This window comes from Streptosporangium sp. NBC_01639 (assembly GCF_045209755.1).
In the GTDB taxonomy this organism is placed as follows: Bacteria; Actinomycetota; Actinomycetes; order Streptosporangiales; family Streptosporangiaceae; genus Streptosporangium.
On the sequence record NZ_CP109272.1, the window covers coordinates 3,165,009 to 3,178,688 of the forward strand.

Here is a 13,680-nt window from a genome sequence, read left to right on the forward strand (position 1 = left end):
AACACCTGCCAAACAGTAAGGTGTTCGCACCTACGACGCACCGCGACGCTGTCCGGTTCCTCATGAAAGCCGCCTGGAGGCCAGGATGCTGACGAGGTGCAGGGCCATCTGCAGCACGGCGACCACGACGCAGGCGACCGTGAGCACCCTCGTCGCGGCCAGACCACCGCTGAGCAGGTCCCACACCGCGGCGATCACCACGAGCAGGGACAGCTCGACGGCCTGGACCACCCGGTGGAATTTCAGGGCGGCGGCGGCCTTGCGGGCCATGCCCAGGCCACGCGACTGGAAGTGCTCGGCCGAACTCTCGGTGGCCGCGACCAGACCCGACCGGGCGCGGGCCACGTCGACCAGGTCGGTCTCCGCCTTGATCAGGATGGCACCGAGCGCGGCGGCGAAGCCCATCACGGTGTACCAGTCCGGGAGGATCTCCGAAGCCCGGAAGCCCAGCCCGATGAGCAGGGCGGCCTCGGCGAAGTAGTGACCGACCCGGTCCAGGTAGACGCCCGTGATGGAGGTCCGCCCGGTCCACCGGGCCAGCTCGCCGTCGGAGCAGTCGAGCAGCAGGTAGAGCTGGATCAGCAGGGCAGCGCCGACGGCGGCCCCGAGGCCGGGGAGCGCCAGGACCACCCCCGCCAGCAGCCCGGACAGGATCATCAGCCAGGTGGTCTGGTTGGGGGAGATCGGCGTCTTGGCGAGGAACCAGGTGACGTAGATCGACAGCTTGCGCATGTAGAGAGCACCGGCCCAGTGCTCCCCGCTGTTGCGCTCCATGGTCGAGTGCGGCTGGGCCACCGCACGGAGCTCAGCGACCGACGGCCCGGACATAATCCTCCACCCGATCTCTGATCTCCGGCTCCGACAGGCGCAGGTGCTCCAGGATGGTGTAGCGCCCGGGGCGGGTCGACGGCGCCAGCATGACCGCCTCGGTGAACTGTCCGGTGGTCAGGCCCACGTCGCCGGGGGTGACCGGTAGCTGGTGCCCGCGCAGGCAGCCGACCACCTGGGCGAGCCTGCGGGGGTCCTCCCGGAGGAAGAAACAGAAGGCGGCACCGATCCCGGCGAGCTCGCCGTGGTTGGAGGTGCCGGGAAAAAGCTGATCCACGGCATGCAGGATCTCATGGTCTCCGCCACTGGAGGGACGTGAGGACCCCGCGATCACCATCGACATCCCCGAAAGGATGAGCGCCTCGGCCAGCACGGTGAGGAAGGAGTCAGACTCGATCGAGTCCGTGCGGCCGATCAGGGCCTCCGCCGCGGTGCGGGCCATCGCGCAGGCCAGGCCGTCGATCGGCTCGCCCCGCTCGGTGTTGCCGAGCTGCCAGTCCTCGATCGCCGACAGGTTGCTCACCACGTCGCCGACCCCGGAACGGACCAGCGACGGCGGCGCGTCGTGGACGAAATCGAGATCGACCATGATGGCCAGCGGCATCGGCACGCCGAAGGTCCCCTTGCCGCCGTCGTGCGTCAGCGACGCCACCGGCGAGCAGATCCCGTCGTGCGACAAGTTGGTGGCCACCGCGACCATCGGGATGCCGGCCAGCGACGCGGCGTATTTGGTCACGTCGATGGTCTTGCCGCCGCCGATCCCGACGAGCGCCTCGTAGGCCCCCTTGCGCAGGTCGGCGCCGAGTGAGACGGCCGCGTCCACCGAGCCGTCGGGCACCCGGAAGACCTGGGCCTCGCCGAGGGAGGGGGCGATCACCGAGGCGATTTTGTCGCCCTGGCCGGCGCCCACCGCCACCGCCACCCGCCCGGAGGTCGCGACCCGGCTGTCGGCCAGCAGCGAACCGAGCTGGGCGATGGCTCCCCGCCGCACCTCCATGGTCAGCGGGGCGGGCAGCATCCGGGCTAGTATCGGCACGCGATCTCCCGCGCCTTGGCCAGGTCGTCGTGGTTGTCGACCTCGACCCAGGAGACCTCGCCGATCGGGGCGACCGAGATCTTCTCCCCGCGGGCGACGAGCTCCTGGTAGCCGTCTTCGTAGTAGAGCTGCGGGTCACGCTCGAAGGTGGCCTGGAGGGCGTCGGCGAGGCGCCCGCCGATGCCGGGGCGGATCAGCGTCGCGCCGATGTACTCCCCCGCCGCGTCGGCCGGGTCCATCAGCTTGGTGATCCGCGCCAGATGGCCGGCCTCGTCGAGGGTGACCTTCATCTCCTCGTCGGCGAGCTTCTTCACGTCGTCCACCGCCAGCAGGATGTCGCTGCTCTCCGGCGCGGACAGCAGCGTGTGCTCGACGGAGACCGGGTGCACGGTGTCACCGTTGACCAGCAGCACGCCCTGGTCGAAGTAGTCGCGCGCGCACCACAGGGAGTAGGCGTTGTTCCACTCCTCGGCCTTGTCGTTGTGCACGAGGGTGAGCTTGACGCCGTGGCGCCGCTCCAACTCGGCCTTGCGCTCGTGTACGGCCTGCGCCTGGTAGCCGACGACGATCACGACGTCACGGAGGTCCGCGGCCGCGAGGTTGCGCAGCGAGATGTCCATGATCGTGGTCTCACCGTCGACCGGCACCAACGCCTTGGGCAGCGTGTCCGTGTACGGCCGCAGGCGTCGTCCGGCCCCGGCGGCCAGCACCATTCCCAGCAACGTGCGCTCCTCACCCGAATGAGCCCCTCGGCGGGCACTCCTGGCCCCAAAGGTTAGTTGGCTTTGGGGCCAGAACGTGTAATCGAGGATCTCCCGACCGTTCTCGGCCGTGGCTCAATCGTGGGTGCCAGGATCCGCCGCGTCCACCCCCGAGCGTGGTACGGCCAGCCAGCAGGTGACGCTCTCCCATCCGAAGAGGCCCCAGAGGTAGAGGGCGAGAAGGCAGAAGACCAGGGTCATCTGCCCGGCCAGGGCGCCCAGCGCGATCAGCAGCATGCGGCCGTCCCAGCCCAGACCGGCCGTGGCCAGCCAGGACGGCGGATAGACGCGCTGCCGTACGCGGTAGACGACGTCGTAGTGGTGGAAGGCCATCGCGCCGAGCAGCAGGAAGATCAACCATGGCGGCACGTCGTGCGCGAACCCGACCGCGGCCACGAATCCGTACTCGGTCAGCCGCAGGATCGGCGGGACCAGCCAGTCGATCCTGCCGTCGTGCGGATGGGAACTGCCGGGACCGGCCAGCAGCAGCGCCACCGCCGGGGCGAACACCGCCATGCCGTCGGCACCGGCCACGCCCACCATCAGCAGCACCCCGGTCACGAACATCCCGACGATCGCCGGGGGCAGCGGCGGGAGCTGCCCGGCCACCAGCGCGCCCATCGCCCTCGATAGCGCTCCGTCGTCCCGGTAGGCCACCACGGTGCTGCGCGGCACCGGCGTCATGCGCACGGAAACCATGATCGCATTCGTCTCCTCGCTCGCTCCGCGGAATGCCCGCCGGGCCGCTCCCGCCGCGCCGCCGCCCCTGAGGCCCTCACGTGGCGTCATCGGCTGAAGGACCTGCCGATCCTGCCCGCGACCGTGTAGAGGGCGGCGACGCCGCCCCAGGTCAGCAGCGCGACGAAGGTCACCCGCGCGTTGAACACCGCGGCGGTCACCGCGATGAGTGCCATCCGCTCCCCGATGGGGAGCACGATGATCTTCTTCAGCCAGCGGGTGAGGGAGACCCGCTCCAGGCGGCGCGACAGCCGCACGACCGTGTTCCCCGCGTTGCCCGCGTTACCCGCGTTCCCCACGTCGCCGGCGCCGGTCCCGGGAGCCGGCCGGCTCCGCGGGTATCGTCCGGCGGCACCGCCCTCGGCGGCCTCGGCCCGCCGGTCCTCCGGCGGCTCCTGCGCCCCGCGCGGCCCCAGCGGCCCCGGCGGCTCCGGCCGGGCGGGCACCTCCGCCGGGACGGTCAGCGAGGCGGCCGTACCGGCCCGGACCGCCTTGCGGGCGGCGTCGGCGCGGGACCCCGCGTAGGAGAAGTCGATCGTGTGGCGGAGCATCTGCAGGATCATCGCCGCGACCGCCAGCACCCAGATGCCGTGCGGCCCGCCGTGGGAGTCGTCCAGCCCCGCCGTGTAGCCCAGGGCGAGGCCCACGTAGACGGCGTACTCCTTGACCCGGTCGAAGGTGGCGTCCAGCCAGGCGCCGAGCGGGGAGTAGGCGCGGGTGTAGCGGGCGAGCTGGCCGTCCACGCAGTCGAGCACGAACGACAGGTAGAGCAGGACCGCACCGGCGACCTGCGCCTGGCGGGTGCCCGTCGTGAACGAGACCGCGGCGAGCATGGCCAGGCCGACGGAGATCCCGGTGACCGCGTTCGGCGTCAGGCGCAGCTCCGCCGCCAGCTTGACCAGGTGGGTGGACCAGGAACTCACGAAGTGGGTGGTGAAGAAGCCGTCGTTCGGCTTGACCGTGGCGTCCAGCCGGGCGCGCTCCTCGTCCACCTCCGTGAGGCGTGACATGGCCGAGTCGGCGTCCGCCTGCCCGGCCACCCGGTCGCAGCGCAGCCGCCCGATCACGCAGGCGCGCACCGGGACACCGGAGCGGACCAGGCCGACCAGGAGCAGTTCGCCGACCTCGGCGCCGCCCAGCAGCCCGAACCGGCCGGTCCCGGCCGGCTCGGCCAGCGTGTCCGCGGTCTCGGCGAGGAGGGGGAGATCGGCCACTCCCACCTGGAGCACACCCCGGAAGGTGCCGTTGGCGTCGGCGATCCCGTGGAAGGTGCTGCCCGCCGCGGCCACCCGGCCGCCCTCGATCCGGACCGGCGGGCGCAGCGGCCCGGCGCCTTCACCGTCCGTGGTCACCACCGCGCCCGTGTCGTGCGCGGGGTGCGCCAGAAGCATGGCCAGCGCCTCGGTGTGGGCCACCAGGTCCCCCGCGATCACAGCCACCGGGCCGGTGGCCGTACGGGCCACCTCGGCGATCCTGCGCAGGTCGTCGGCGAGCCCCCGGGAGCCCTCGGCGCCGATCATGTAGGTGCCGCCGGGAGCGTGGATGATGTCGCTGGAGCGGCCGACCACGTGCACGTCCCCGATGGGGAGCCGGCCGAGCTGGCCGGTCAGCCGGTCGAGCAGCGTGCCGTCGGCGCAGCGCGAGGTCGCCGCGTCCGTGGTGGCGAGCACGACGGCGGCCGTCCGGACGTTTCCGGACGGCGTGGGGACGTGGAAATCAGGCAAACCGGGCTCCTTCGTATCCGACGGGATCACCGTGCGAACCGGGGAGTGCGCACTTAGCGTAGCGAGATCTTGACTGGATAGCACGGGAGCGCGACCTGCGTTCGGGTAAGCACCCATTACGCTCGCCGTATCCGCACCGTCGAAGGAAGCAGATCTTGGCCGTTCCTGAACCGCGTCTCCGCACCGTCGGGGTCGTCCTTGCCGGTGGAGTCGGCCAGCGCGTCGGACTGAACACCCCCAAGCAGCTCGTGAAGATCGCCGGCCGGACGATCCTGGAGCACACCCTCGCCCTGTTCGACGGCGCGCCCGAGATCGACGAGATCATCGTGCTGATGACGCCGGGCTTCACCGGCGAGGTGGAGCGGATCGTCGCCCGCAACGGCTTCCGGAAGGTCAGCAAGATCCTGGAGGGTGGCGAGAGCCGTACCGACACCACCTGGCGGGCGCTGAACGCGCTGGGGACGCAGGAGTGCGACGTGCTCCTGCACGACGCCGTCAGACCGCTGCTGGAGCCCCGGATCATCACCGAGTGCGTGGCGGCCCTGCAGGTCTACTCGGCCGTCAACGTGGCGATCCCGAGCTCCGACACGGTCGTGGTGGCCGCTCCCGGGCCACGCGGGGAGATCGTCCGTGACATCCCCGACCGTTCCCGGCTGCGCCGCGGCCAGACGCCGCAGTGCTTCCGGCTCTCGGTGATCCGCGAGGCCTACCAGCGGGCCTTCGCCGACCCCGACTTCGGCAGGTATCCGGCCACGGACGACTGCGGGGTGGTGCTCCGCTACCTTCCCGACGTGCCGATCTACATCGTGCCGGGCAGTGAGCACAACATGAAGGTCACCCATCCGGTGGACGTGTTCATCGCCGACAAGCTCTTCCAGCTCGCCGCGGGCAGCGCCCCGCGGCGCTCCCCCTCCGCCTACCGGGAGGCGATGGAAGGCAGGACCGTGGTGGTCTTCGGCGGCAGCTACGGCATCGGCGCCGAGGTGGTCGAGCTGGCCGGACGGTACGGCGCCGAGGTGTTCTCCTTCTCCCGGTCGCTGAACGGGGTGCGCGTCGAGGACGCCGGGGCGGTGAACGACGCGCTCGCCCACGCGGCCAAGGAGAGCGGCAGGATCGACTACGTGGTCAACACCGCGGGTGTGCTGCACATGGGCAAGCTGGGCGAGGTGAGCGACGCCACGATCGCCGAGACCGTGGGCGTGAACTACCTCGGCCCCGTCAACATCGCCAGGGCCGCCCTCGGCCACCTCCGCGAGACCCGCGGCCACCTGCTGCTCTACACCTCCTCCTCCTACACCCGGGGCCGGACCGACTACAGCCTCTACTCCTCGACGAAGGCCGCCGTGGTGAACCTGACCCAGGCGCTCGCCGACGAGTGGGCCGAGTACGGCGTCCGGGTCAACTGCGTCAACCCGGAGCGGACCGGCACCCCGATGCGCGTCCGCGCTTTCGGTGAGGAACCCGCCCATACTCTGCTCTCACCGCGCGCCGTAGCCCAGACCTCCATGGACGTGCTCATCTCCGACCTCACCGGGCACGTGATCGACGTCCGCCTCGACGGGGCCTGACGCAGCGCGCCTACCTGGGCGGACATCGGCGCGCGGCTAGCTTCGGAGAATGAAGCGTGACCCTCGTGCCCTGATGGCGTGCGCGGCCGTGCTGGGCTCCTACCCGCCGCTCGTCGTCGCCGCCCTGTGGCCCTGGCCCTGGGTCTTCCTGGCGTTCTGCGCGCTGTCCTACGCGGCGGAGATCGTCGCCAGGCGGCGGGCCAGGAAGCTGATCGACCTGCTGAGCAGCGTGCACCTGGGCGTCACACTCCGGTTCATGATCCGCGAGATGGCCGCGGTCCTCCTGGTCGCCCGTACGGCGGGCACCGACTCGCCCTGGTTCGCGGCCCTGGTCCTGGGGCTGTTCACGCTGCACGGGGTACGGGCCCTGCAGACCGGGCTGGCCATCGCCCACACCCGGGTGCTCACCAGGCTTCCGGTGCTGACCCGCAACATCGACGGCGCGGTGGAGATCCCGCCACCGCCGCCGAACGTCCTGGTCGGCTACGGAGGCATGCGGACGCTGTACCTCGACATGCCGCCGGTCGGCGGCGCGGCGCTGGACGCGGTGCTCGGCACCGACTACCAGGGCGCGGCCGGGGCGGCGATCGCGCTCGGCCTCGGGGCCGCGGGCGTGCTCGGCCTGCTGCCCCACCTGCGCCGGATCAGGCCGCTCAGGAACCGGCGCGGCGTGCTGAAGGCGGTCGGCAGGCGCCTCGCCCGCTACCGGCCGGAGGTGATCCTCTACTTCTCCGGGCCGAACGACTCGGCCTACCAGGCCACCATGTGGCTGCGCCCCCTGGAGCGGATCGACCGGCGGGCCGTGGTGGTCCTGCGGGAGACGAGCATGCTCCGGCTGCTGGGGGAGACCTCGCTGCCGGTGGTCTGCATCCCGTCGGCGGCCGACCTGATGAGCTTCGGGGCCCTGGCCTCCGCCCGGGTCTGCCTGTATCCGGCCAACGTCGGAAAGAACATCCACATGCTGCGCATCCGGGGGCTGCGCAGCGTCTTCGTGGGCCACGGGGACAGCGACAAGGAGGCGTCGTTCAATCCGTTCACCAAGGTCTACGACGAGGTCTGGGTGGCCGGGCAGGCCGGCCGGGACCGCTACCTCCGCGCCCGGGTGGGCGTGCGCGACGAGGACGTCCACGAGGTGGGCCGGCCGCAGCTCACCGGGGTCCGCAGCACCGGGTCCGGCCTGCCGTACCGCACCGTGCTCTACGCCCCCACCTGGGAGGGATGGACCGACGATCTGTTCCACACCTCGATCCTCACGATGGGGCAGGCGATCGTCCGCGCCCTGCTGGCCCGCTCCCCCGCGCTCCGGGTGATCTACAAACCGCATCCGCTGACCGGTTACCGCAACCCGGCCGCGCGCGACGTCCACCGGGAGATCCTCACGATGCTGGAGCGGGCGGAGCTGTCGCGGTCCATCGCCCGCCACCCCGCCGGTACGGCCCACGCCGAGCCGATCAGGCACCGGGTCGTCACCGGCCCGGAACCCTCCCTCTACGACTGCTTCAACCAGGCCGACCTGCTGATCACCGACATCTCCAGCCTGGTGGCGGACTTCATCGCCAGCGGCAAGCCGTACGCGGTGACCAATGTGGCGGGACTGCCGGAGCGGGCCTTCCGCGAGCGGTATCCCAGCGCGGAGGCCGCCTACCTGCTCACCGAGGACCTGGACGGGCTGCCCGCCGTCCTGGCGGCCGTGGAGCGCGGCGGGGAGGACGTGCTGGCGGCCACCAGGCGCAAGCTCAGGACCTACCTGCTCGGCCCCGACCATCCGGACGCGATGACCCGCCTGAACGAGGCAGTGAACGGCGCCTACGAGCGCGCCGCCCGCGAGGACGCGGACGACTGAGCCCGCGGCTCACGGACGGCCGAGCCCGTGCGGACGCGGACGACTGAGCCCGCAGCTCACGGACGGCCGAGCCCGCGGGGACGCGGCGGTCAGCCTCGCGTTTTCGGGGGCTTCCCGAGCCGCTTCGGACTGGTGAGAAAGCCCCAGCCCCATGACATGTGCATGGTGACGTAGACCAGCGGCAGCCGGACGAGCGAGGCCGCGGGCAGGCCGCTGCCGGTCACCGCCGAACCGGCCAGGATCGCCGCCAGATAGAGGCCGGGGATGAGCAGGCCCGGCCAGAGGAAGGGCGAGACGACCAGGCCGACGAGGATGGCGAGCACCGCCGCCGGGGGCGCCAGGTAGCGCAGGTTGATCGTGCCCTCGTGGGTGCGGGCGACCACCCTGCGCCAGCGGCCGTAGTGGAAATACTGCTTGGCGAGGGCCTTGACGGTGGGTCTCGGCCGGTAGGAGACCCGCATCCGGGGCTGGAACCAGACCAGGCCGCCCGTCTCACGGATGCGGTGGTTCATCTCCCAGTCCTGTGCCCGCTGGAAGTGCTCGTCGTAGCCGCCGACCCGCTCCAGCGCCTCGCGGCGGAACACGCCGAGATAGACCGTGTCGGCCGGACCCGCGGTCCCGCCCGTGTGGAAGCGGGCGCCACCGACACCGATCTTGGAGGTCATCGCCCGGGCCACGGCCTGCTCGAACGGGGTGACCCCCTCGGCGGCCATGACGCCGCCGACGTTGTCGGCACCGGTCTCCTCAAGGGTCTCCACCGCGACCCGGAGGTAGTCCTCCGGGAGCATGGCGTGGCCGTCCACCCGGGCGATGATCCCGTTGCGGGACGCGCCGATGGCCGCGTTGAGGGCGTTGGGGGTGCGGCCGGTCGGGTTCGGGACCACGACCACCCGTGGATCCTCGGCCGCGATCGCGTCCGCGACCTCCTGGGTGCGGTCCTGGGAGGGGCCGATGGCGAGCACGACCTCGATCGGTCCCGCGTACTGCTGCGACAGGACCTGACGCACCGCCTCCCGCAGATGGCGCTCCTCGTTCAGCACCGGGATGACGATGGAGATGGGGGGCCAGACACGTGTCTCGGAAGACGACGCCGGCGCGGGCGAGTCGGGGAACTGCTTCATGGCGTCGCTCACGCTACTGTACGAATGGGTACCTCATCGACCCAGCAGAGCCTAGGGGGCCACGCATGCGCGACCCGGAAGAGGACGACTCGGGGGTGCGGGTGGGCGGTGACGCCTACGGCAAGGTCCGGGTGAGTCCCAGGCGTGACCGCAGGTCCGCCAGAGGCGCCCGTTCCCGGCGCCGAAGCCTGCTGGCCACCGGGGTGTTCTCCACCATGGTGCTGGGCGCCTCCGGCGTGGTGTGGGCGCTGCCGAACTACGCGGCCAGCCAGATCGAGCCGGTCGACGCGGGAGTGACCGGGTCGTCGTCCACGGGCGCGATGAACATCCTGGTCGTCGGCGTGGACCGGCGCGACAACCTCACCCGCCAGCAGCAGAACCGGCTCAAGCTGGGACGTGAGACCGGCGAGCGGACCGACACCATGATGGTTCTCCACCTGTCGGAGGACCACACCAGGGTCACCGTGGTCAGCCTCCCCCGCGACACCTGGACGACGGTCCCCGGCCAGGGCCCGCACAAGATCAACGCCGCCTACCAGTTCGGCGGCCCGAAGCTCGCCGTACGGACCGTGCAGAACGCCACCGGGCTGCACATCCACCATTACGTCGAGATCAACGTGCTCGGCTTCATCGAGGTGGTCGACGCCCTGGGCGGCGTCTCGGTGTGCACCCCGGTCGCGATCGACGACCCGAAGACCGCGCTGGCCCTCCAGCCCGGCACCTACTCCCTCGACGGCGTCAAGGCCCTCGCCTACGCCCGCACCCGGGCCACCGCCCGCTCCGACCTCGACCGCATCGACCGCCAGCAGCAGGTCATCTCGGCCCTGCTGCACCAGGCCCTGAGCGGCGGCACGCTGACCAACCCGATCAGGCTCACCTCGTTCGTCAACACCGCCCTCGGCACGCTCCGGGTGGACGAACCGCTCCGCAAGGACCTGCTCGGCCTGGCCAACCAGCTCAAGGACGTCTCCACCGACGACGTGGCCTTCGCCACGGTCCCGCTCGCCGACGTCGACTACACGACACCGACCAACGAGTCGGCCGTGCTCTGGGACAAGGAGGCGGCCGGCGAGCTGTTCCGCCGGATCGCCGCCGACGAACCGCTCACCGAACCCGCCAAACCCACCCCCACCGCGACCAAGGCCGCGACGCCGACCCCCTCGGCCGCCGCGCTCACCGTGCCGCCCGCACGGATCTCGGTCAGGGTGCTCAACGGCACCCTGATCACCGGTCTCGGCGCGCGAGCGCGGGCCGACCTGCTGAAGGCCGGTTTCCTGGTCCCCGAGACCGCCGGCGACACGCAGCAGAGAGACCACGACAAGACGGTCATCCGCTACGGCACGGGCCGCGAGGACTCGGCACGGACCCTGGCCGCCGCACTGCCCGGGGCGGACGTCCGCGCGGTGGGGAACATCGGAGACCGGATCGAGGTGATCGCCGGTCAGAAGTACTCGGGCGCCAAGAAGGTCACCGTCGCGGAGGCCGCCGCGCCCACCGCGTCTCCTTCCGCGACCGCCACCCCCGCGGCGAGGACCGCGACCCAGAACATCTGCAAAAAATAAGTCAAACGCATATAAGCCACCCTCCAGGGCAGGTAGACCGCACGGAGGTGTTGATGGTGGTCACGACTTTCGACGTGCAGAGGTGGAGCAACGGTCCCTGCGTGGTGGTGCGGGCCTCGGGTGAGCTGGACATGGCCGTCGCGCCCCGGCTCCGTGCGGAGGTGGAGCAGGCCCTGGAGACCCCGGGCCACCCGTGCCTGGTGCTGGACCTGACCGAGGTGCCGTTCTGCGACTCGGTGGGCCTGGGCATCCTGGTGGGGGCGCTCACCCGGGTCAGGGACACCCATGGCCGTCTCATCCTGGTGCTGAATCCCGGCATGATCACCCACCTGCTGACCATCACCAACCTCAACCGGCACTTCGAGACGTGCGGCACCCTGCACGAGGCCCTCGACGCCGCCGCCTGAACGCCCGGCTCCGCCGTCAGCCCGGTGGCCGGGTCGCGCCCGGGTCCAGGACGAACAGCCGGACCAGGTCGTCAAGGCGGTAGTGGAACCGCCCGGTCTGGCCGGTGTCGACCACCGCGACGAACCGGGCCTCGACCAGGACGTCCAGACAGGCCTCGGCGGTGATGTGATCCAGGCCGCAGACGGCGGCGGCGGTGCCGACCGTGAACTCGACCGCTCCCAGCCGGGCCAGCCGGGCCAGTGCCAGCCGGGCTTCCTCCCCTATCCGTGCGTGGCCCTGCCGCAGACCGTCCCGCACGGCGAGGTCCGCGACGCTCAACTCGTCCAGGCGGCCGCGTTCGTCGCGCAGCACGGCGACCAGACTGGCGAGCGGCCAGTGCGGGCGGGCGGCGAGCCGGGCACCGCAGATGCGTACCGCCAGAGGCAGCCGGCCGCACAGCGTGACCAGTTCGGCCGCCGCCTCGGGTTCCGCGGCCACCCGTTCGTGACCGACGACGGCCGCCAGCAGGTGGATGGCGTGATCGACGTCGAACCGGTCGAGATCCACGATCCGCGCCCCGCTGAAGCCCACCAGCCGGGACCGGCTGGTGATGAGGACCGCACAGGTCGGTGAGCCGGGGAGCAGCGTCCTCACCTGTGCCTCCCCCACGGCGTCGTCCAGCACGACCAGGATCCGGCGGCCGTCCACGAGGCTGCGGTACAGGGCCGTGCGCTCGGCCAGGTCCTCCGGGACCGCGGCCTGTCCGACTCCGAGCGCCCGCAGGAACCGTCCGAGCACCCGGGCCGGAGATTCGGGAGCGGTTCCGGAGCCGCCCAGGTCGGCGTAGAGCTGGCCGTCGGTGTACGTCGCCGCCAGCCGGTGTGCGATGTGCACGGCCAGGGTGGACTTGCCGGCTCCGGCCGCACCGGTGATCCCCGCGACCAGCGTGGCCGCCCGCATCGGATCGTTCAGCACCCCGCCCAGGTGGTCGAGGAGTACGGCGGTCGCCTTGTCCCGGCCGGTGAAGTCGGCGATGTCGGCGGGCAGCTGGTGGGGCACGACCAGTCGTCCCCATCCCCTGCCCTGGGTCCGCTCGAACCCGCCGAGCAGCGGAGGGTCCTGGTCGAGCAGGGTGAGGTAGGCGCGTTGCGCGTCCGAGCTGGGCGCGACGCCCAGCTCGTCGGCGAGCCGGGATCTCAGCCGCTCGTACTCCATGAGCGCCTCGGCGGGCCGTCCGCAGGCGGCGTACAGCTCGATCAGGCGCGTGTGCAGCGGCTCGTCGAACGGCCGGGCCCTGGCCAGGGCCCGGGTCCTCGACAGCAGCAGCTCGGGGGCCTGGACCGCGATGGAGAGCGCGGCCAGCCGCTGCAGGCACATGGCGTGATCGTCGTCCAGCGCCCGTACCGCGGCGTCCTCCCGCACTCCGTCGGGAGCACCGTCCAGCACGGGACCCCGCCACTGTTCGAGCGCGTTCATCAGATCGGTCAGCCGCTCGTGGGGGTCCACACCCGCGGTGTCCGAATCAGCGGCCAGCGCGGCCCGAAACCGGGCGGCGTCGACGGACCGGTCCGGTACCCGCAGCCGATATCCACCGTCGACGTGCTCAAGGGAGGCGACCCCACCGGCCTCGTCACGCAGCCAGGAACGCAACCGCGACACGGCGGTGCGCAGGGCGGTCATGCTGCCGGTGCCATGGCCCCACACCTGCTCCAGCAGTCGCCTCTCGGCGACGACCCCGCCGTCGTGCAGCAGCAACACGGCCAGGAGCATGCGGGGATGGCGTGCCGGCAACGCCACGGTGAGCCCGCCCCGGCAGACCCGGAGCGGCCCGAGAACCTGGAAGTCGTACGTGGGAACAGCCTTGTGGACACTCATGCCTGTCCTCCGCCTTGGGCCTTCGCCGATCCGTCGCGAGGGATAACACTTGATCCGTAATAGCCACGTTTGCGGACATAGCAATCGTATGGCTAATGATCGGAAATGTCCGCCCTTTAACGTTCCACGTGTCAGCGAGCCGCACGTCGCGTGTGACGGCGTACCACGCGGTGACGGCGGATTCCGATAAGCGGATCCAGATAGCAAGAAACGTGCAGGAATCCGGATAATGCAACA

11 protein-coding genes are annotated in these 13,680 nt (G+C 71.3%); 4 read left to right on the forward strand and 7 right to left on the reverse strand.

The genetic code is table 11. The features are described 5' to 3' along the window. Positions 1–60: 60 nt before the first annotated feature. From OHA77_RS14110 to OHA77_RS14130, 5 genes are all read right to left on the reverse strand, one after another. On the reverse strand, positions 61–828 hold the full coding sequence (locus OHA77_RS14110; RefSeq protein WP_326820156.1) for a CDP-alcohol phosphatidyltransferase family protein: 768 nt from the start codon (positions 826–828) through the stop codon (positions 61–63). Continuing rightward, complete coding sequence (locus tag OHA77_RS14115; protein WP_326826995.1) at positions 806–1,846, reverse strand: iron-containing alcohol dehydrogenase family protein; 1,041 nt, start codon at positions 1,844–1,846, stop codon at positions 806–808. The genes OHA77_RS14110 and OHA77_RS14115 overlap by 23 nt, the downstream gene beginning before the upstream one ends. A gap of 5 nt (positions 1,847–1,851) precedes the next feature. Beyond that, positions 1,852–2,586 (reverse strand): sugar phosphate nucleotidyltransferase, encoded by a 735-nt coding sequence (locus OHA77_RS14120; RefSeq protein WP_406318532.1) that lies wholly within the window; start codon positions 2,584–2,586, stop codon positions 1,852–1,854. 114 nt (positions 2,587–2,700) lie between these two features. Next, the gene (locus OHA77_RS14125) at positions 2,701–3,309 is read right to left on the reverse strand and encodes a DUF5941 domain-containing protein (protein WP_406319823.1); all 609 of its coding nucleotides are present in this window, start codon (positions 3,307–3,309) and stop codon (positions 2,701–2,703) included. A 101-nt stretch (positions 3,310–3,410) separates the two neighbouring features. Next, positions 3,411–5,087, reverse strand: coding sequence for a CDP-alcohol phosphatidyltransferase family protein (locus OHA77_RS14130; protein WP_406318534.1), 1,677 nt, complete (start codon positions 5,085–5,087; stop codon positions 3,411–3,413). Positions 5,088–5,242: 155 nt separating this feature from the next. Here OHA77_RS14130 and OHA77_RS14135 point away from each other — a divergent pair, with 155 nt between their 5' ends. Beyond that, positions 5,243–6,655 carry an SDR family NAD(P)-dependent oxidoreductase gene (locus OHA77_RS14135; RefSeq protein WP_406318535.1) on the forward strand — a complete coding sequence of 471 codons (1,413 nt, stop codon included), beginning with the start codon at positions 5,243–5,245 and terminating at the stop codon, positions 6,653–6,655. Positions 6,656–6,704: 49 nt separating this feature from the next. After that, on the forward strand, positions 6,705–8,498 hold the full coding sequence (locus OHA77_RS14140; protein ID WP_406318536.1) for a CDP-glycerol glycerophosphotransferase family protein: 1,794 nt from the start codon (positions 6,705–6,707) through the stop codon (positions 8,496–8,498). A gap of 89 nt (positions 8,499–8,587) precedes the next feature. On the opposite strand, the gene OHA77_RS14145 is transcribed toward OHA77_RS14140, so the two are convergent. Beyond that, a complete protein-coding gene (locus tag OHA77_RS14145; RefSeq protein WP_406318538.1) occupies positions 8,588–9,619 on the reverse strand; it encodes a glycosyltransferase family 2 protein in 1,032 nt (343 codons plus the stop codon). A gap of 65 nt (positions 9,620–9,684) precedes the next feature. Here OHA77_RS14145 and OHA77_RS14150 point away from each other — a divergent pair, with 65 nt between their 5' ends. Both OHA77_RS14150 and OHA77_RS14155 read left to right on the forward strand, forming a co-directional pair. Then, positions 9,685–11,181: an LCP family protein gene (locus tag OHA77_RS14150; RefSeq protein WP_406318539.1), complete on the forward strand. Its 1,497-nt coding sequence runs from the start codon at positions 9,685–9,687 to the stop codon at positions 11,179–11,181. A 53-nt stretch (positions 11,182–11,234) separates the two neighbouring features. Further along, positions 11,235–11,588, forward strand: coding sequence for an STAS domain-containing protein (locus tag OHA77_RS14155; RefSeq protein WP_326820149.1), 354 nt, complete (start codon positions 11,235–11,237; stop codon positions 11,586–11,588). 16 nt (positions 11,589–11,604) lie between these two features. On the opposite strand, the gene OHA77_RS14160 is transcribed toward OHA77_RS14155, so the two are convergent. After that, entirely contained in the window at positions 11,605–13,443 is a 1,839-nt protein-coding gene (locus tag OHA77_RS14160; protein ID WP_406318540.1) for a BTAD domain-containing putative transcriptional regulator, read from the reverse strand. Positions 13,444–13,680: the final 237 nt, after the last annotated feature.

What these genes read in the sequence shown, in the direction of transcription:
- OHA77_RS14110 (WP_326820156.1), bottom strand. Translation starts at nt 828, where the DNA reads ATGTCCGGGCCGTCGGTCGCTGAGCTCCGTGCGGTGGCCCAGCCGCAC.
- OHA77_RS14115 (WP_326826995.1), bottom strand. Translation starts at nt 1,846, where the DNA reads ATGCTGCCCGCCCCGCTGACCATGGAGGTGCGGCGGGGAGCCATCGCC.
- OHA77_RS14125 (WP_406319823.1), bottom strand. Translation starts at nt 3,309, where the DNA reads ATGACGCCGGTGCCGCGCAGCACCGTGGTGGCCTACCGGGACGACGGA.
- OHA77_RS14140 (WP_406318536.1), top strand. Translation starts at nt 6,705, where the DNA reads ATGAAGCGTGACCCTCGTGCCCTGATGGCGTGCGCGGCCGTGCTGGGC.
- OHA77_RS14145 (WP_406318538.1), bottom strand. Translation starts at nt 9,619, where the DNA reads ATGAAGCAGTTCCCCGACTCGCCCGCGCCGGCGTCGTCTTCCGAGACA.
- OHA77_RS14150 (WP_406318539.1), top strand. Translation starts at nt 9,685, where the DNA reads ATGCGCGACCCGGAAGAGGACGACTCGGGGGTGCGGGTGGGCGGTGAC.
- OHA77_RS14155 (WP_326820149.1), top strand. Translation starts at nt 11,235, where the DNA reads ATGGTGGTCACGACTTTCGACGTGCAGAGGTGGAGCAACGGTCCCTGC.
- OHA77_RS14160 (WP_406318540.1), bottom strand. Translation starts at nt 13,443, where the DNA reads ATGAGTGTCCACAAGGCTGTTCCCACGTACGACTTCCAGGTTCTCGGG.